This window comes from Actinoplanes sp. SE50/110, assembly GCF_900119315.1.
In the GTDB taxonomy this organism is placed as follows: domain Bacteria; phylum Actinomycetota; class Actinomycetes; order Mycobacteriales; family Micromonosporaceae; genus Actinoplanes.
On the sequence record NZ_LT827010.1, the window covers coordinates 879507 to 897266 of the forward strand.

The following is a 17760-nucleotide window of genomic DNA, read 5'->3' on the forward strand; positions in this document are numbered from 1 at the left end:
GGCCGGGCGGGAGGCGACGGGACAGGCCGGTGGCAAGCAGTCGGGAGGCCGGGCGGGAGGCAACGGGACAGGCCGGTGGCAAGCAGCCGGGAGGCCGGGCGGGAAGCAAGCGGACAGGGCAGGTAGCAACCGGCCGGGCAGGTCGCGCGGGAAGCGGCCTCAGGAGGCGGCGAGGGACGCGGCCTGGGCGGCGTACACGGATTCGAGCTGGAGCTGGATGTCCACCCCGTGCGGCTTGAGGAAGGAGATCGGGTCGACCGGCGTACCGCCGACGTGGATCTCCAGGTGCAGGTGCGTCCCGTAGGAGTAGCCGGTGTTGCCGACCTCGCCGATCACCTGGCCGGCCTTGACCGTGTCACCCTTTTTCACCAGCAGGCGCCGGGAGTGGGCGTAGATGACCTCGGTGCCGTCGCTCTGCTTGACGGTGATCGAGTAGCCGTAGCCGCCGTTGTAGCCCGCCGCGGTCACCTCGCCGGCGTGGATCGCCTTGTACGGCGTGCCGTCGGGGGCGGCCAGGTCGATGCCGGCGTGCAGCTTGCCGAACCGGACACCGAACGGGGCGGTGAACTCGTAGTCGTCGAGCGGCAGCAGGTAGGCGTCGGCAACCTCGTCGTCGGAGAGCTTGGTCGTCGCCTTGGCGGCGGCGTCCCGGTTCTCGCTGCGGGAGGCGTGGGTGCCGGCGCGGTTCTGCAGGGCGTCCGCGGCGACCTGGGTCTGCGCCTGGTCGAGGCTGGACAGCACGTCCGGGTTGACCGTTTTGGAGTCGGGCAGGTTGGACGCGGCGCCGATGGCGACGATCCCGGCTCCGACGAAGGCGGCCGCGCCGACGGCGGCGTAGCGGCTGCGTGGAGGGGTGGGCACGCGACGCCGGCCGCGATAGCGATCGGGCTCAGACGACAAGCGCTGGCGCACGAACAACCCTCCGTCGGTGGCATTGCGGCGGCACCCTCGAAACCCGCCGTCAAGCGGTTAACGAGTGTTGGCCGGGTCCTCGCGGTGGGGTGAACCTGTGCGAGAGCCGTGGCCACGGTAACGAAACGGCAGCCCGGTCACAAGTCGCAGCGCCATTTTCGTGACAGTTCCACGCCGGTATTGATCAGCTATTGTCCGAATTGGCTAGCTTTCCTTAGGAGGGGATTAGCGACCGTGCGTGATCTCCTATTTAGCGGAAAGTAATGTGACCGGGGTAACCATTCCTGGGCCGTGTCCTGGCCCAGGCTGCTACCCGAGGCCCGCCGCGGCGGGTTACCGTTCGTTCAGGTGGACACCGAAGAGGGGTTGGCATGCAAGCACGGATCAGGGTCGTCGTCGCGAAGCCGGGGCTGGACGGGCACGACCGGGGGGCCAAGGTGGTGGCGCGCGCGCTCCGCGACGCCGGCATGGAGGTCGTGTACACCGGGCTGCACCAGACGCCCGAGCAGATCGTCGAGACCGCGATTCAGGAGGACGCCGACGCGGTCGGCCTGTCGGTCCTGTCCGGGGCGCACATGACGCTGTTCCGCCGGGTGGTGGAACTGCTCGCCGAGCGCGACGCCGCCGACATCGTGGTATTCGGTGGCGGCATCATTCCGGAGGACGACATCACGGAATTGGAATCACTCGGTGTAGCCAAGGTATTCACGCCGGGTGCCACAACCGCATCCATCATCGAATGGGTTCGCGCCAATGTCGGGACCCAGCCCGCCGGCCAGCTCTAGAGCATAGGGAGAGGCCGGACGCACCCCTCACACGTCCGGCCCCTCTATGCGCGATGCCCCGCCGCCACCCCTCGACCGACAGGGCATCGGCCGCTTTCTTGTCCGCGGGCCCGAGTAGCACCCCGCCGACATCACACTCAACGAGGGCCTTCTCTCGCGGGTTACGCACGGTGTCGTGACTTTTTTCGAACACTCTCGCGAGCGGTCCCGGGGGCCACTGCCGTACACAGCCGCCCCGACCGTCCCGGAGCTGCGATTTCGTCCCTCCAGTGTGTGGTCTTGCACACCGTCTACCCGCGCGGGCACAGGGCCCGATTCGGTCGCTAGTCTGCGGATGACGGCCATTTCCGGATGGCCGACGATTCCTCACGCTGGCGGCGCCACTGCGACGCGCCGCGCATACAACAGGTCGGGACGCAACGGTGCGGCTTGCCGGCGCTTGGCGTCGCGAGCGAAAGGAGACACGTGGACCTGTTCGAGTATCAGGGGCGCGACCTGTTCGAACGGCACGGGCTGCCCGTGCTGGGCGGCGGTGTCGCCGAGACCCCGCAGGAGGCCCGGGCGATCGCCGAGCGACTCGGTGGCAAGGTCGTCGTCAAGGCGCAGGTCAAGGTCGGCGGCCGGGGCAAGGCCGGCGGCGTCAAGCTGGCTGACGGTGCGGACGAGGCGGAGGCCCGTGCGACCGACATCCTGGGCATGGACATCAAGGGCCACACGGTCCACAAGGTGATGCTGGCCGAGACGGCCGACATCAAGGAGGAGTACTACTTCTCCTACCTGCTGGACCGGGCGAACCGCACCTTCCTCTGCATCGCCAGCGTCGCCGGCGGCATGGAGATCGAGACGGTCGCCGAGGAGGACCCGGAGCGGGTCGCCAAGGTCGCGATCGACGCGAGCAAGGGTGTCGACGAGGCGAAGGCGCGCGAGATCGTCACCGCCGCCAAGTTCCCGGCCGACGTCGCCGACCAGGTGGTCGACATCGCGGTGAAGCTGTGGCAGGCGTTCGTCGCCGAGGACGCGCTGCTGGTCGAGGTCAACCCGCTGGCCAAGGTCGGCGACGGCCGGGTGCTGGCGCTGGACGCCAAGGTCACCCTGGACGAGAACGCCGGCTTCCGGCACCCCGACCACGAGGCGCTCGAGGACAAGTCCGCGGTCGACCCGATCGAGCAGGCGGCCAAGGCGAAGAACCTCAACTACGTCAAGCTCGACGGCGAGGTCGGCATCATCGGCAACGGTGCGGGCCTGGTCATGTCGACCCTCGACGTGGTCGCCTACGCCGGGGAGAAGCACGGCAACGTCAAGCCGGCGAACTTCCTCGACATCGGCGGCGGCGCCAGCGCCCAGGTGATGGCGAACGGCCTGGAGATCGTTCTCGGCGACCCGGCGGTCAAGTCGGTCTTCGTGAACGTCTTCGGCGGTATCACCGCCTGTGACGCGGTGGCCAACGGCATCATCCAGGCTCTCGCCCTGCTGGCCGAGCGCGGCGAGACGGTGACCAAGCCGCTCGTCGTACGCCTCGACGGCAACAACGCCGAGGCCGGCCGCGCCATCCTCGACGGCGCCAACAACCCGCTGGTCGAGCGGGTCGACACGATGGACGGAGCGGCCGCGCGCGCCGCCGAGCTCGCGGCTGCGGGGAAGTGAACTAATGGCTATCTGGCTCACCAAGGACTCCAAGGTCATCGTCCAGGGCATCACCGGCTCGGAGGGCTCCAAGCACACCCGCCGGATGCTCGCCGCCGGCACCAACGTGGTCGGCGGGGTGAACCCGCGCAAGGCCGGCACCAAGGTGGACTTCGACGGCACCGAGCTGCCGGTGTTCGCCACCGTCGCCGAGGCGATCAAGGAGACCGGCGCCGACGTGTCGGTCATCTTCGTGCCGCCGGCGTTCACCAAGGCCGCGGTGGTCGAGGCGATCGACGCCGAGATCCCGCTCGCCGTGGTGATCACCGAGGGCGTCCCGGTGCAGGACTCGGCCGCCTTCTGGGCGTACAACGTCAGCAAGGGTGAGAAGACCCGGATCATCGGCCCGAACTGCCCGGGCATCGCCTCGCCGGGCGCCTCGAACGCCGGCATCATCCCGGCCGACATCACCCCGCAGGGCCGGATCGGCCTGGTCAGCAAGAGCGGCACGCTGACCTACCAGCTGATGTACGAGCTGCGCGACTTCGGTTTCTCGACCGCGGTCGGGATCGGCGGCGACCCGGTGATCGGGACCACCCACATCGACGCGCTGAAGGCGTTCCAGGACGACCCGGACACCGACGCGATCGTCATGATCGGTGAGATCGGTGGCGACGCCGAGGAGCGGGCCGCCGAGTTCATCAAGGCGAACGTGACCAAGCCGGTGGTCGGCTACATCGCCGGCTTCACCGCCCCGCCCGGCAAGACCATGGGCCACGCCGGCGCGATCATCTCCGGCTCGGCCGGCACCGCCGACGCGAAGAAGGCGGCGCTCGAGGCGGCCGGCGTCAAGGTCGGCAAGACGCCGAGCGAGACCGCGCGGCTCATGCGCGAGATCATGAGCTGACCATCGATTCGGCAGCAACGGCGCGCCGCGGGCCGGGTCGATACGACCCGATCGGCGGCGCGCCGTCGTATCTGCATCGCCGTGAGTGCCACGGCGTGACAAGGTAGGTCGCGATGCCCAGCACAACCGACCGTCCCGGCGGCTCGGAGGACCCGTTCGCGGTCGCCGAGGCGCTGCAGTCTGTCGTGCGGGACACCGAGGCCCCGCCGATCGACGCCGATCAGCGCGACGAGCCGACGCCGGGCACCCGGGACACCGTCGTGGTGGACGAGGCGATGCTCGGCCGCCGGGAGACCGTCCGGGTGCCGGTGCAGCGCCGCCCGCCGGATCGTGCCGGGCGGGCCCCGCTCCCGGTCGCGGTCGCCTTCGCCACGATCTGGGCGGCCCTGCTCAGCTACCTTCCGGTCGCCGCGGCGCTCGGGCTGGCCCGCACCCTGGAGGGCCAGGGTGGGCTGGCCGGCGCGGCCAAGGCCGGGGCGGCCGCCTGGCTGCTCGGCCACGGGGTGCCGATCGGCACCTCGATCGGGTCACTCGGGCTGGCCCCGCTGCTGCTCACCGTGCTGGTGCTGTGGCGGCTCGGCCGGGCCGGGCTGCACGTGACCCGGGCGATCGGGGCCCGGCACTCCGGCGGGGTCGGCGCGGCGCTGCTGGTCGCGGCGTGCGTCGGTGGGACGTACGCGGCAATCGGCGCCTTGACCGCCCACCTGATCGACGGTCGCGGCACGGATGTCTCCACCGCCCGCGCCGCGTCCGATTTTCTCGCCCTCGGCGTGGCCGGGGCGCTGATCGGTGCGCTGCGCGGCAGCGACGCGGTGACCACGTTGGCCCGGCGGGTCCCGGTCGTGGTGCGGCACGGGGTGCGGACCGGCCTGGTCGCGGCGTTCCTGATGGTCGGGGCGGGCGCCGCGGTCGGCGGCCTGTCGGTGGCCCTGGGCGGCGGCGATGCCGCCAAAATCATCTCGGCCTATCACACCGGGGTCGCCGGACAGGCCGGAATCACCCTGGTCAGCGTCGCCTACGCGGGGAACGCGGCGATCTGGTCCACCGCCTATCTGCTCGGGCCGGGCTTCGCGCTCGGCACCGGCTCGGTGATCCGGCTCACCCAGCTCACCGTGCACGACCTGCCCACCCTGCCGCTGCTGGCCGGCCTGCCGAACGGTCCGGTGGGCGGCGCCGGCGCGCTGCTGCTCGCCCTGCCGGTGATCGCCGGCGCGGTGGCCGGCTGGGTGCTCACCCAGCGGCTGCGGTACGGCCGGGCGCACGCCTGGCGGCCCGGGCCGGGTTCCGGCGCGGACGCCCCGGAACCGGCCTGGTCGCTGCTGCTCGGCGCGGGTCTGCTGGCCGGTCCGGTGGCCGGCGTGGTGCTGGGCGTGCTCGCCGCGCTCTCCGGCGGCCCGGTGGGGGACGGCCGGCTGGCTCAGATCGGCCCGGCAGCCTGGTCGGTGGGCCTGGTCGCGGCGATCGTCGCGGCGATCTCGGTGATCCTGGGAGCGTCGGCGGCCCGCATCTTCCGCGAGCCGCGCCCGAAGCGTCGTCCGAACGGCCGGCGGTAACCGCCCGATTTCGGTTGACCTGAGCTGCCCGGATAGGGTGCTCAGGTGACTGCGCCCGCGCCCGCCCGCCTGGTCGTCCTGATCTCCGGATCGGGCAGCAACCTGCAAGCCCTGCTCGAAGCCACCCGCGACCCGGCGTATGGCGCCGAGGTGGTCGCGGTCGGCGCCGACCGGGACGGCATCGCCGGTCTCGACCACGCCGCCGCGGCCGGTGTCCCCACCTTCGTCGACGCGGTCAAGGCGTATCCGACCCGCGACGACTGGGACGCGGCGCTCACCGCGCACGTCGCCGCGCACCGGCCCGACCTGGTCATCTCGGCCGGGTTCCTGAAACTGGTCGGCAAGCAGTTCCTGGACGCGTTCGGCGACCGCTACATCAACACCCACAACGCGCTGCTGCCGTCGTTCCCCGGTATCCACGGGCCACGCGACGCGCTCGCCTACGGCGTGAAGCTGGCCGGGGCGACGCTCTTCTTCGTCGACGCCGGCGTCGACACCGGACCGATCATCGCCCAGGTCAGCGTCCCCGTGCTCGACGACGACACGGAGGAGACGCTGACCGAGCGGATCAAGGTGGCCGAGCGGGCCCAGCTGGTCGACTTCGTCGGCCGCCTGGTCCGGGAGGGCTGGACCATTGAGAACAGGAAGGTACGGATTCCGTGAGCACCGATGAGGGCCGCCGTCCGATCAAGCGGGCGCTGCTGAGCGTGTGGGACAAGGCGGGCATCGTCGAGCTCGCCCAGGCGCTGCACGCGGCCGGCGTCGAGATCGTCTCGACCGGCTCGACCGCGTCGACCGTGGAGAAGTCCGGCGTGCCGGTGACCCGGGTCGAGGATCTGACCGGCTTCCCGGAGATCCTCAGCGACCGGGTGAAGACGCTGCACCCGAAGGTGCACGCCGGTCTGCTCGCCGACCTGCGGCTGGAGAGCCATGCGGCGGAGCTGGCCGAGCACGGGATCGAGCCGTTCGACCTGTTGGTCAGCAGTCTCTACCCGTTCTCCGAGACGGTCGCCTCCGGGGCCGGCGAGGAGGAGTGCATCGCCAAGATCGACATTGGTGGCCCGGCGATGGTGCGGGCCGCGGCGAAGAATCACGCGTCGGTCGCGGTGGTGGTCTCCACCGCGGGCTACCCGTCGATCCTCTCCGCGCTGCGCGACGGCGGGTTCACGCTGAACCAGCGCAAAGCGCTGGCCTCCACGGCGTTCATCAACATCGCGGAGTACGACATCGCGGTGGCGAACTGGACGGCCAGCACCCTGGCGCCCGCGGACTGGCCGGACTTCGCCGGGATCGCTCTGCGCAAGCAGGACACCCTGCGGTACGGGGAGAACCCGCACCAGCAGGCCGCCCTCTACCTCGACCCCGCCGCGCCCGCCGGCCTCGCCCAGGCCGAGCAGCTGCACGGCAAGGAGATGTCGTACAACAACTACGTCGACGCGGACGCCGCGTGGCGCAGTGCCAACGACTTCACCGAGCCGGCCGTGGCGATCATCAAGCACGCCAACCCGTGCGGCGTCGCGATCGGCGCGGACGTGGCCGAGGCGCACCGCAAGGCGCACGAGTGTGACCCGGTCTCCGCGTTCGGCGGTGTGATCGCGGTCAACCAGGAGGTGTCCGCCGAGCTGGCCCGCCAGGTCGCGGAGATCTTCACCGAGGTGATCGTGGCGCCGGCCTTCGCGCCCGAGGCCCTGGAGATCCTGCGCGAGAAGAAGAACCTGCGCATCCTGGTCGCCCCGGCGTGGAACCCGCCGCCGGCCGAGGTGAAGCAGGTCGGCGGCGGCATGCTGGTGCAGGCGGCCGACCGGATCGACGCGACCGGCGACGACCCGTCCGGCTGGACCCTGGCCACCGGTGCCCCGGCGTCGCCCGAGGTGCTGCGCGATCTGGTCTTCGCGTGGCGGGCGATCCGCGGCGTGAAGAGCAACGCGATCCTGCTGGCCAAGGACGGCGCCGCGGTCGGCATCGGGATGGGCCAGGTCAACCGGGTCGACTCGGCGAAACTGTCGGTGGCCCGGGCCGGCGCCGAGCGGGCGGCCGGCAGCGTCGCCTCCTCGGACGCGTACTTCCCGTTCCCGGACGGCCTGGAGGTGCTGATCGAGGCCGGCGTCAAGGCGGTCGTCCAGCCCGGCGGCTCGATCCGCGACAACCTGGTGATCGAGGCCGCCGAGAAGGCCGGCCTGACCGTCTACTTCACCGGCACGCGGCACTTCTTCCACTGACACCGCAGCCGAGAGGCCGGGGGCGACGGCGTCCCGGCCTCTCGCTGTCCACCCCGATCGCGGCAGTGCGGCCGGCTGTGCGCTCGGCCAGGAAGATGGTGGTCGAGGCCGATGGTGAGTGACGCTGAGCTGATCGAGAAGCGGGACTTCTCGAGGGTCAAGAGCATCGGCAGTCATCGGACGCTGGCGGGCTTCCACCTGGTCCGGTGCGAGTTCGACGGTTCCAGCCTGGCGCAGTTCGACGATCCGGGCCTGAATCTGGTGGTCCGGGACGCGAGGCTGACCCGTTGCGTGTGCAGGCAATCGTCGATCCAGGGCGTCCGGTTGGAGGACGTGCTGGTCGACGGGGTGACCATGAGCGGTTCGCTCAATCTCCACGGGTGCGCGTTGCGGCACGTCACCCTGCGGGGCCGGGTGGGCAGATGGTTCATCATGCCGCCGAATCCGTCGCTGCCCGCCGAGGTGCGCGAGGCGTTCATGATCGCGATCCAGCGGTTCTACCGGGACGTGGACTGGGCGCTGGACATCTCGGCGGCCGAGTTCACCTCCGCACAACTGCACTATGTGCCGGGCGAGCTGGTCCGGCGGGATCCGGAGACCCAGTTCCTGCTGCGCCGGCACGTCGTCGAAGCGGTCGATCCGGCCGAGCTGCCCTCGTTCGGCTCGATCGCGGTGAGCCGCTTCGAGACGACTCCGCTGGATTGCATCGTGGCGGCTGCCCCGAAGCGGTCCTCGAATTTCGCGGAGATTCTGGATCACCTCCAGCAGATGCGGAACCGCGGCCTGGCGGAGTAGGCGGGCGGTCGCTCGGCCGGACCCGGGTGCGCTGCCCGGCACCGCCTTCTTCTGGCAGGGTGGGCGGATGAACGAAGCACGGCACGTCGCCGGTGAGCGGTTCTCCGGTGCGGACTGGGCGCTCGACGAGCGGGAACGGGTCCACTTCGAGGACTGTGTGTTCCATGACGTCGACTGGAGCGAGTCCACCTTCACCGCGTGCACCTTCGAGCGGTGTGAGTTCGGCAACTGCCGCTTCAACGCGGCGGTCTTCGAGCGGACCGCGCTCCTGCAGTCCACGCTGCGTCGCTGCTCGTTCTTCGGCACCACCTTCGACGACTGCAAGCTGACCGGCAGCACCTTCGACGACTGCGGGCTGCGGCCCCTCACCGTGCACGGCGGCGACTGGGGTTTCGTCAGCCTGCAAGGGCAGAACCTGTCCGGTGTCAGGTTCGGCGCGGTCCGGCTCCGCGAGGCCGACCTGAGTGGGGCGGATCTCACCAGGACCGACCTGCGCGGCGCTGACCTGTCGAACGTGCGGCTGGCCGGTGCCGTGCTGAAGGGGGCCGACCTGCGCGGCGCCGACCTGGACGGCGCACCGCTGCGCGGCGTCGACGTGACCGGGGCGAAACTGAACCTGGCCCAGGCCGTGCACTTCACCAGGGCCTATGGTGCGATCGTCAGCTGAGCGGTGCTCGCGCCTGGGATGGTAGAGGCAGATCACCAGTTCGGGGGCGCGCGGCGCGGTCCCGCGAGTGGGCAGTACGCTCGTACTGCTAAGCGTGTTTTCGGGAGAGGAGCGCCGGCCGATGGCGAAAATCAAGGTCAAGAACCCGGTCGTGGAGATCGACGGCGACGAGATGACCCGGATCATCTGGAAGCAGATCCGGGAGCAGCTGATCCAGCCCTACCTCGACGTCAACCTCGAGTACTACGACCTCGGCATCCAGTACCGGGACGAGACCGACGACCAGGTGACGATCGACGCGGCGAACGCGATCAAGCGGCACGGCGTCGGCGTCAAGTGCGCCACCATCACCCCGGACGAGGCGCGGGTGCAGGAGTTCGGCCTGAAGAAGATGTGGCGGTCGCCGAACGGCACGATCCGCAACATCCTCGGCGGCGTCGTCTTCCGTGAGCCGATCATCATGAAGAACGTGCCCCGGCTGGTACCCGGCTGGACCAAGCCGATCGTCATCGGCCGTCACGCCCACGGCGACCAGTACAAGGCCAGCGACTTCGTGGCGCCCAGCAAGGGCAAGATGACCGTCACCTTCACCCCGGAGGACGGTTCCGCGCCGATCGAGATGCACGTGGCCGACTTCCCGGCCGGCGGCGTCGGCATGGCCATGTACAACTTCGACGAGTCGATCCGCGACTTCGCGCGCGCCTCGCTGCGCTACGGCCTGGCCCGCAACTACCCGGTCTACCTGTCCACCAAGAACACCATCCTGAAGGCGTACGACGGCCGCTTCAAGGACCTGTTCGCGGAGATCTTCGAGACCGAGTTCGCCGACCAGTTCAAGGAGGCCGGGATCACCTACGAGCACCGGCTGATCGACGACATGGTCGCGGCCGCGCTCAAGTGGGAGGGCGGCTACGTCTGGGCGTGCAAGAACTACGACGGTGACGTGCAGTCGGACACGGTCGCGCAGGGCTTCGGCTCGCTCGGCCTGATGACGTCGGTGCTGATGACCCCGGACGGCCAGACCGTCGAGGCCGAGGCGGCGCACGGCACGGTCACCCGGCACTACCGGCAGTGGCAGAAGGGCGAGAAGACGTCGACCAACCCGATCGCGTCGATCTTCGCGTGGACGGGCGGGCTCAAGCACCGCGGCAAGCTGGATGGGACGCCGGAGGTCACCCAGTTCGCCGAGGCTCTGGAGCAGGTCTGCATCGAGACCGTCGAGGGCGGTCAGATGACCAAGGACCTCGCGCTGCTGATCAGCAAGGACGCGCCGTGGCTGTCGACCGACGAGTTCATGAACGCGCTCGACGAGAACCTGGCGCGTAAGCTCGCCTGATTTCGCACCACAGCATCACAGCATCACCGCACTTCCGTGGGGGAGGGGGCCGGCCGAGCCTCTTCCCCCGATCCATTTCCAAGATCAAATCCAATGTGGCGGTACGCGTTGTCCAAGCCCGCCGTGCCGCTGCCCGCTGCCCGCTGCCCTCGCCGTGCCGGCTGCCCCTGCCCGCTGCCTCGCCGTGCCCGCTGCCCCCGCCGTGCCGGCTGCCCCTGCCCGCTGCCTCGCCGTGCCCGCTGCCCCCGCCGTGCCGGCTGCCCCTGCCCGCTGCCCCCGCCGTGCCGGCTGCCCCTGCCCGCTGCCCTCGCCGTGCCCGCTGCCTCGCCGTGCCCGCCGTGCCCGCGGTGCTGGCGCCTGGCTGCGGTGTGCGACGAGCCAAGATGGGGCCGGACGGATGCGGCTGGCGACGTACTAAATGAGCGGTTGGTTTTGAGTGCTCGTTAAGCGGACGAAAAACTTCGCAAATCGGATGTTTCGGATCGTAACCGCGGGGTATGTGGCCTCGTTTCTCTGAGTGGTGCGGGTGGCGGACTTGGGTACGCCGCTCGCCGTCCCCTTCAGCGGGGGCCTTGTCCCGGGCCCCCGCTGGTCCCTTTTTCGCCACCCGCACCCCCACCGTTCCCGTCCGGCGCCCGAACCCCCGCCGGCTCTTCGGATCACATCTCCGTGTCCATGCCCCACTGGCTCTTCGGTTCGCGGCTCGCCGCCCGTGGCCGCCCTGGCTCTCCCTTCGCGTCTCAGCGTCCGCGACCTCCGCTGGGTTGTCTGGCGTTCCTACTTCGGCGTCTGCGGTCTGCGGAAATGCAAGCGCGGCCCGTTCGGAGGAACGGGCCGCGGTGAGAAGCCGCGGTGGCAGGCCGCGGTGAGAAGCCGCGGTGGGGCAGGCCGCGCTGAGGCCGTGGTGGCGGGCCGCGGTGAGAAGCCGCGGTGGCAGGCCGCGCTGAGGCCGTGGTGGCGGGCCGCGGTGAAGGGCCGGGGTCAGCCGGCGTCGCGCAGCAGCTGCGCGGCCTTCTCCGGGACGACGTCGCTGACGAAGGCGCCCATCGCCGACTCCGAGCCGGCCAGGAACTTCAGTTTGTCGGCGGCCCGGCGGATGCTGAAGATCTGCAGGTGCAGGTAGCCGAGGTCGCGGCCCTCGCCGACGACGGCCTGGTGCCAGGCCGAGATGTAGGGCATCGGCTTGCCGAACAATCCGTCGAACCGGCGCAGCACATCGAGGTAGAGCGGGGCGAGCGCGTCGCGTTCCTCGTCGGTGAGCGCGGGCAGGTCGGGGACCTGTCGGTGCGGGGCGATCTGCACCTCGAACGGCCAGCGGGCGGCGGCCGGCACGTACGCCGTCCACAGCTCGTTGGCGGCGACCACCCGGACCTTCGCCTCCTGCTCGGCGGCGAGAACGTCGGCGTAAAGGTTGCGCCCGCCGGTCCGCTCCGCGTGCTTGGCGGCGGCCCGCAGCATGGCGGCGGTGCGCGGCGGCACCATCGGGTACGCGTAGATCTGCCCGTGCGGGTGGTGCAGTGTCACCCCGATCTCGACGCCCCGGTTCTCGAACGGGAAGACCTGGGCGACGCCCGGCAGCGCGGACATCTCGGTGGTCCGGTCGGCCAGCGCGTCGATCACGGTGCGCACCCGGGCCGGCGGCAGCGCACCGAACGAGCTGTTGTGGTCGCTGGTGAAGCAGACCACCTCGCAGCGGCCCAGCCCCGGCTTGACCGGCACCATGTCGGTCAGCTCGGTGATGTCGCCGCCCGGCACCTCGCGGTAGCTGAACGACGGGAACTGGTTCTCGAAAACCACGACGTCGTAGTCCGGCGCCGGGACCTCGCTGGCGAACCGCGACGAGCTCGGGCACAGCGGGCAGGCGTCGGACGGCGGCAGGAAGGTGCGGGTCTGCCGGTGCGCGGCGACCGCCACCCACTCGTCGACCAGCGGGTCGTACCGCAACTGGGACGCCGGCGGCGGTGGTGGCAGCTCGCGGGTGTCCGGGAACGCCGAGCGGCTGGAATCGGCCTTCTCGTCGAAGTAGATGAGCTCGCGCCCGTCGGAGAGTGCGACGGTCGAGCGGAAGAACGTCACTGGGGGTTCACCACCACGAGTTCAGGAACGGTTTCGGTGAGCAGGGTGCGGGTGGCGGTGTCCAGGCCGTCGTCGGTGATCAGCACGTCGGCCCGCTCCAGCGGGACGATCGACGAGATGCCGACCGTGCCCCACTTGGTGCTGTCGGCGAGCACGACCAGACGCTCGGCCGCCTCGACCAGGGCGCGGTTGACATCCGCCTCCATCAGGTTGGGGGTGGTGTAGCCGGCCCGCTCACTCATCCCGTGCACGCCGAGGAACAGCATGTCCAGGTGCAGGGTGCCGATCGCGGCCACCGCGACCGGGCCGACGAGCGCGTCGGACGGGGTGCGGGTGCCGCCGGTCAACACCACGGTCTGGTCGGGCCGGCCGGCGCGGTAGAAGACGTCGGCGACCGGGATCGAGTTGGTCACCACGGTCAGCGACGGCACGTCGACCAGCCGCTGCGCGAGCACCGCGGTGGTGGTGCCGGCCGAGAGGGCGATCGCGTCGCCGGGCGAGACCAGGGCGGCGCCCCGGGCCGCGATCGCGGCTTTCTCGTCGCGCTGGCGGACCGACTTGGCGGCGAAGCCCGGCTCGTGTGCGGAACCGGGGCTGACCGTGGTCGCACCGCCGTGTACCTTCGCGAGCAGCCCGCGGTCGGCCAGGGCTTCCAGGTCGCGGCGGATGGTCATGTCGGAGACGCCGTACTCGGTGGCGAGCTCGCTGACCCGGACGCCGCCGGTGGCGCGGACCCGGTCGAGGATCGCGGCTTGGCGTTGCTGGGCCAACATCAGCAATCCACCATCTTCTGCCGTGGGTTCCGCACTAATTCAAACACACTTGAACAGTACCGCCTGCTCGGGTGTGCGCGAAAGAGTGACTTCAGATACCACGTCCTCGCTTGTGCAGCGCTGAAAGCACATTCTCCACCTTCACCGCTCCGGTCATCGCGGCCAGCGCGATCGCGGTCCGGGGTTCCTTCCAGTTCGCCCGCACCGCCTCCTTGCTGAACTGCCAGGCCTGGCTGCGGTTTCCGGTCGCCGCCGACCAGCAGGCGAGCTGTCCGTACACCCGGGCGGCCCCCGGGCGGCAGCCACTGATCTCCGGGTGCCGCTGCATCATCCAGCGCAGCGAGGAGATCTTGGTGGCGTACTCGTACGCGTAGTGCGAACTCCGGCCCCACAGCACCTGCACCAACGGCTCGTCCAGATGCACGATCGGCGAGCGGCGCGCCGCCCTGAGCAGAAGATCCCAATCCTCGTTCTGGCTGCCCGGCGCATCCTCGGCGACCAGGCCCACCGCGTCCTCGGCCAGCGCCTCCCGGCGGATCAGGAACGATGACGAATGCAGCATCGCCATCCGGGACCGGGCCAGGTCGTCGACCGTCACCCGGCTCCGGCCGGCCAGCCGCGGCGTGGTGTGCCCCTCGAACTCCACCTCGATGGCGCAGGTGGCGAATTCGGCGTCCGGCTCGGCCAGCAGCGCGGCCACCTGGCGACGCAGCTTGTCCGGCAGCCAGCGGTCGTCGTCGTCACAGAACGCCACCAGCTCGGTGTCCAGGGCCAGCACCCCGGTGTTCCGGGCGCCGGCCAGGCCGGCGGCCCGCCAATTCGTCAACACCAGCACCGGTACGCCGTCGGTCTGCGCCAGCAGGTAATCCGGCTCGGTCTGGTCGTAGACGACGACCACCCGAAGCTCACCCGGATATTTCTGGGCGCGCACCGCGGCGATCGACCGTCGGACCAGCTCGGGGCGGTTCCGAGTGGGGATGACGACCCCGACCGACGGCCAGTTCATCGTGACTCCTGCGGGTTCAGGGGGTAGCCGTACGCGCGGAGCATCGGCGCGCACACCGCGCCGACCAGGCGGCGCTGCACGGTCGGCAGGGCGCGGACCCACGCGTCGTCGTGCCGCAGCGGCAGCCGGCCCACGGTGAACCGCATCGGGTTGCCGGCCGCGCTGTGCCCGGCCCGCAGGTCGGCGTGCCCCGGGCGCAGGAAGTCCAGGTCCTCGGGGTGCAGGGTGAGCCCGGCGAAATCGGCCAGCCGGATCAGCGCGGCCCGCGGGTCGGCCAGGAACTCCTCGTAGCGGATCCGGCGGACCGGCACACCGCGGCGGGCCAGCAGCCCGAAAGCGGCGTTGTGCGCGTTCCAGAGCAGCGCCGACCGGCCGGGGGAGTAGCGGGTCATCTCCTGCGCGCCGTCGGTCTCCGGGCGGGCCACCCGCTTGGTCCAGGAGTACGCGACGCCGCGCGCGTCCCGGACCACGTGCAGCACCCGCAGATCCACCTGGCCGGCCGCGCGCAGCACGTGCGCCAGGGCGGAATGCTTGGACGAGTCGACGACCAGGTCGGCGCCGGACACCTCGGCGGCCGCGGCGTACACCTTGGCGTAGTAGCCGGCGTACTCCCGCACCGCGGCGCCCGGGTGGGTGGTCGCGGCCAGCCGCGGGATGTGCCGGGTTCGCTCCACCGCGTCCCGCAACGCGTGCACCCGGTCCACGTCGACGTTGTTCCAGCCGTCGAAGGCGTGCTTGCCCACCCGTTTCCAGAAGTCGCAGCCGGAGAACCGCTCCCCGCACCCGCAGCGTTCGTCGTCGCGTAGATCGCGCTGCCACAGGTGGACGACCTCACCGAGCGCGCAGACCCCGGGCAGCTCACCGAGCAGGCGTTCCACGAGCGTCGTGCCGCTTCGCCCTAATCCGCCCAGAAATAGCACTTGTGCCACTTTGGCCCGCCTTCAATCGTTTCGCTCTGGTAACGAGTGAAGCAGGCAAAAGGAGGCGTCAGGTGGTTATCGAGGCTTTCGACCGCGTGCACCTGGGTGGCACCGGCATCGACCGGATCACCGAGGACGAGGTGGTGGCGGTCGTCCGCGACGCCCTCTCGCACGGCCGCGGCGGCCGCATCATCACCCCGAACGTCGACATCCTGCGCCGCGCCGCCGAAGACCCGGCCGCCCGCCGCCACCTCGACGACGCCGACCTGATCGTGGCCGACGGCATGCCCCTGATCTGGGCCAGCCGCCTCGGCGGCGTCCCCCTGCCCGAGCGGGTGGCCGGCAGCAGCCTGATCTGGACCCTCTCCGAGGGCCTGGGCCGCGACACCCGCTCCATCTTCATCCTCGGCGGCACCCCCACCCCGCGAACCCTGCACGCCCTCCCCGGCCCGGCCTCGTCCTCCCCGGACCGCGCGCTCGCCGCTCTCCGCGACCCGGCCTCGTTCACCACCCCGGACCGCGCGTCCGCCGCCCCCGGCGACCGTTCGTTTTCCGCCACCCCCGACCGCGCATCGTCCACTGCCCCGGGCCGCCCGTTTGCCGTCCTTTGCGATCGCGCGCCTTCCGGCGCCCCGGACCGCGACTTCTCGGCTCCGGGGACCGCTGCCGCCCCCGCCACCGAAACGCTGGTCTGGAACTCCCTCTCCGGCGAAACCTGGACGGCGAATGTCCCGGTCGCCGAGTCCGTCACTCGGCGCCCGCCTGCCGCGCCGACGTCGGGCGATATCGTGCCGGCCGACCCGGCCGCGGAAGCCCCGATCGTCGGCGGCCGGGGGTCCGCGCCCGCCACCGGCGTCACGGTCCGGGACGTGCGGGCGTCCGGCGCGGTCCGGGCCGCGGTGCGCCTCGCCACCGCGAACCCCGGCCTGCGGATCGCCGGCGCGCTCAGCCCCCCTTTCGGTTTCGACGACGACGAGAACACCTACGCCGAGGTCTGCGCCCGGGTCACCGCCGCCCAGCCGGACCTGGTCTTCGTCGGCCTGGGTTTCCCCAGGCAGGAACAGGTCATCGAACGCCTCCGCCGCGACCTCCCGGCCACCTGGTTCGTCGGTTGCGGCGCCGCCATCAACTTCGTCGCCGGCGACATCCACCGCGCCCCGCGCTGGATGCAACGCACCGGCCTCGAATGGGCCCACCGCCTCACCACCGAACCTCGCCGCCTGGCCCGCCGCTATCTGCGCCACGACGCTCCATATGCCCTCCGCCTCCTGGCCCGGGCCCGAGCTCGCCGCCGCTCCCGCCGCGCCTGACCCGCCATCCCGGAGCGCCTGCACCGCCCGCCCGAGGTCGCCCGTCCGCGACGGCCCCGCTCGCCGGGAGTCGCCCGACGGCCCCGCTCGCCGGGAGTCGCCCGACGGCCCCGCTCGCCGGGAGTCGCCCGACGGCCCCGCTCGCCGGGAGTCGCCCGACGGCCCCGCTCGCCGGGAGTCGCCCGACGGCCCCGCTCGCCCGTAGTCGCCCGCCCGGGACCCCCGCCCGGGACCGCCCGGGACCCCCGCCCGGGACCGCCCGGGACCCCCGCCCGGGACCGCCCGGAAGGACCGACCGCCCGCGGTCGTGCGTCAGGGGATCGGGCCGCGGCGGGTGACGGAACGCCGCCCGCGCGGGCCGGCCAACCCGCGCGGCGAACCGCAACGGACCATCGTGGCCGGCGGCGCGTCGATCAGCGGCTGGGCGTGGTCGGCATCCGAATACCCCGCCTGCCAGGGGAACCGGTTTCCCGGGTCGGGCCAGACCAGCTGTTGCAGGCGGACCCGCCGCCCATACCGCGCGAGGGCGGCGCCCGGCCACAGTTCCGCGGTCGGCGACCCGTTCAGCAGCACCACGTCCTGCTCGACGATCAGATCGGTCACCCGTCGCCCGTGCCGGAACCGGGCGCCCTCCTCGTGCACCCGCCCGGCCAGCTCGTTGAGCAGCTGGTGGGCCAGGTCGGGCGGCAGCCCGGCGATGATCAGCTCCGGGTGGCTGTCGGCGGTCAGCCCGACCGTGTAGGCGAACGGCGCCACGTCGTCGGCCGCTTCCTCGTCGGTGGGCACCACATGCACCACGGCCCAGCCGAACTGCTGGATGATCTCGGTCTGCTCACGGAAGAAGTCGGACATCGCGGGGCCCCCTGGCTCGGTGCTGA

General features: G+C 71.3%; 16 protein-coding genes. 10 read left to right on the forward strand and 6 right to left on the reverse strand.

Annotated features, from left to right (window positions below; translation table 11 throughout):
• Nucleotides 1–159: 159 nt before the first annotated feature.
• On the reverse strand, nucleotides 160–912 hold the full coding sequence (locus ACSP50_RS03955; protein ID WP_014687861.1) for a M23 family metallopeptidase: 753 nt from the start codon (nucleotides 910–912) through the stop codon (nucleotides 160–162).
• A 371-nt stretch (nucleotides 913–1283) separates the two neighbouring features.
• Between ACSP50_RS03955 and ACSP50_RS03960 the strand changes: the two genes are divergently transcribed.
• The 9 genes from ACSP50_RS03960 to ACSP50_RS04000 all read left to right on the forward strand — a co-directional run bounded on the left by ACSP50_RS03960 (nucleotide 1284) and on the right by ACSP50_RS04000 (nucleotide 10797).
• Nucleotides 1284–1697 (forward strand): cobalamin B12-binding domain-containing protein, encoded by a 414-nt coding sequence (locus ACSP50_RS03960; RefSeq protein WP_014687862.1) that lies wholly within the window; start codon nucleotides 1284–1286, stop codon nucleotides 1695–1697.
• Between the two features lie 465 nt (nucleotides 1698–2162).
• A complete protein-coding gene (sucC, locus tag ACSP50_RS03965) occupies nucleotides 2163–3341 on the forward strand; it encodes an ADP-forming succinate--CoA ligase subunit beta (RefSeq protein ID WP_014687863.1) in 1179 nt (392 codons plus the stop codon).
• A gap of 4 nt (nucleotides 3342–3345) precedes the next feature.
• Nucleotides 3346–4227 (forward strand): succinate--CoA ligase subunit alpha, encoded by an 882-nt coding sequence (gene sucD, locus ACSP50_RS03970; protein WP_014687864.1) that lies wholly within the window; start codon nucleotides 3346–3348, stop codon nucleotides 4225–4227.
• Nucleotides 4228–4340: 113 nt separating this feature from the next.
• Nucleotides 4341–5780, forward strand: a complete 1440-nt coding sequence (locus ACSP50_RS03975; RefSeq protein WP_014687865.1) for a DUF6350 family protein — start codon at nucleotides 4341–4343, stop codon at nucleotides 5778–5780.
• Between the two features lie 45 nt (nucleotides 5781–5825).
• A complete protein-coding gene (gene purN, locus ACSP50_RS03980) occupies nucleotides 5826–6443 on the forward strand; it encodes a phosphoribosylglycinamide formyltransferase (RefSeq protein WP_014687866.1) in 618 nt (205 codons plus the stop codon).
• The gene (gene purH / locus ACSP50_RS03985; protein ID WP_014687867.1) at nucleotides 6440–7999 is read left to right on the forward strand and encodes a bifunctional phosphoribosylaminoimidazolecarboxamide formyltransferase/IMP cyclohydrolase; all 1560 of its coding nucleotides are present in this window, start codon (nucleotides 6440–6442) and stop codon (nucleotides 7997–7999) included. Before purN ends, purH begins: the two co-directional genes overlap by 4 nt.
• A 111-nt stretch (nucleotides 8000–8110) precedes the next feature.
• On the forward strand, nucleotides 8111–8794 hold the full coding sequence (locus tag ACSP50_RS03990) for a hypothetical protein (protein ID WP_014687868.1): 684 nt from the start codon (nucleotides 8111–8113) through the stop codon (nucleotides 8792–8794).
• Nucleotides 8795–8861: 67 nt separating this feature from the next.
• The gene (locus ACSP50_RS03995) at nucleotides 8862–9461 is read left to right on the forward strand and encodes a pentapeptide repeat-containing protein (protein WP_014687869.1); all 600 of its coding nucleotides are present in this window, start codon (nucleotides 8862–8864) and stop codon (nucleotides 9459–9461) included.
• A 121-nt stretch (nucleotides 9462–9582) separates the two neighbouring features.
• On the forward strand, nucleotides 9583–10797 hold the full coding sequence (locus tag ACSP50_RS04000) for an NADP-dependent isocitrate dehydrogenase (protein WP_014687870.1): 1215 nt from the start codon (nucleotides 9583–9585) through the stop codon (nucleotides 10795–10797).
• A gap of 981 nt (nucleotides 10798–11778) precedes the next feature.
• On the opposite strand, the gene galT is transcribed toward ACSP50_RS04000, so the two are convergent.
• The 4 genes from galT to ACSP50_RS04025 all read right to left on the reverse strand — a co-directional run bounded on the left by galT (nucleotide 11779) and on the right by ACSP50_RS04025 (nucleotide 15581).
• Nucleotides 11779–12873 carry a galactose-1-phosphate uridylyltransferase gene (gene galT, locus ACSP50_RS04010; protein ID WP_014687871.1) on the reverse strand — a complete coding sequence of 365 codons (1095 nt, stop codon included), beginning with the start codon at nucleotides 12871–12873 and terminating at the stop codon, nucleotides 11779–11781.
• On the reverse strand, nucleotides 12870–13646 hold the full coding sequence (locus ACSP50_RS04015) for a DeoR/GlpR family DNA-binding transcription regulator (RefSeq protein WP_014687872.1): 777 nt from the start codon (nucleotides 13644–13646) through the stop codon (nucleotides 12870–12872). The genes galT and ACSP50_RS04015 overlap by 4 nt, the downstream gene beginning before the upstream one ends.
• Before the next feature lie 91 nt (nucleotides 13647–13737).
• The gene (locus ACSP50_RS04020; RefSeq protein WP_014687873.1) at nucleotides 13738–14652 is read right to left on the reverse strand and encodes a glycosyltransferase family A protein; all 915 of its coding nucleotides are present in this window, start codon (nucleotides 14650–14652) and stop codon (nucleotides 13738–13740) included.
• A complete protein-coding gene (locus ACSP50_RS04025) occupies nucleotides 14649–15581 on the reverse strand; it encodes a sulfotransferase (RefSeq protein WP_014687874.1) in 933 nt (310 codons plus the stop codon). Before ACSP50_RS04025 ends, ACSP50_RS04020 begins: the two co-directional genes overlap by 4 nt.
• Before the next feature lie 62 nt (nucleotides 15582–15643).
• On the opposite strand from ACSP50_RS04025, the gene ACSP50_RS43705 reads away from it, so the two are divergent.
• Entirely contained in the window at nucleotides 15644–16882 is a 1239-nt protein-coding gene (locus tag ACSP50_RS43705; protein WP_014687875.1) for a WecB/TagA/CpsF family glycosyltransferase, read from the forward strand.
• A gap of 312 nt (nucleotides 16883–17194) precedes the next feature.
• Here ACSP50_RS43705 and ACSP50_RS04040 read toward each other — a convergent pair whose 3' ends face one another.
• Nucleotides 17195–17734 (reverse strand): DUF4262 domain-containing protein, encoded by a 540-nt coding sequence (locus ACSP50_RS04040; RefSeq protein WP_080128189.1) that lies wholly within the window; start codon nucleotides 17732–17734, stop codon nucleotides 17195–17197.
• Nucleotides 17735–17760 lie beyond the last annotated feature (26 nt).

Coding starts and splice junctions, on each gene's coding strand:
- ACSP50_RS03960 (WP_014687862.1), top strand. CDS start 1,284: ATGCAAGCACGGATCAGGGTCGTCGTCGCGAAGCCGGGGCTGGACGGG.
- sucD (WP_014687864.1), top strand. CDS start 3,346: ATGGCTATCTGGCTCACCAAGGACTCCAAGGTCATCGTCCAGGGCATC.
- ACSP50_RS03975 (WP_014687865.1), top strand. CDS start 4,341: ATGCCCAGCACAACCGACCGTCCCGGCGGCTCGGAGGACCCGTTCGCG.
- ACSP50_RS03990 (WP_014687868.1), top strand. CDS start 8,111: ATGGTGAGTGACGCTGAGCTGATCGAGAAGCGGGACTTCTCGAGGGTC.
- ACSP50_RS03995 (WP_014687869.1), top strand. CDS start 8,862: ATGAACGAAGCACGGCACGTCGCCGGTGAGCGGTTCTCCGGTGCGGAC.
- ACSP50_RS04000 (WP_014687870.1), top strand. CDS start 9,583: ATGGCGAAAATCAAGGTCAAGAACCCGGTCGTGGAGATCGACGGCGAC.
- ACSP50_RS04015 (WP_014687872.1), bottom strand. CDS start 13,646: ATGTTGGCCCAGCAACGCCAAGCCGCGATCCTCGACCGGGTCCGCGCC.
- ACSP50_RS04020 (WP_014687873.1), bottom strand. CDS start 14,652: ATGAACTGGCCGTCGGTCGGGGTCGTCATCCCCACTCGGAACCGCCCC.
- ACSP50_RS04040 (WP_080128189.1), bottom strand. CDS start 17,734: ATGTCCGACTTCTTCCGTGAGCAGACCGAGATCATCCAGCAGTTCGGC.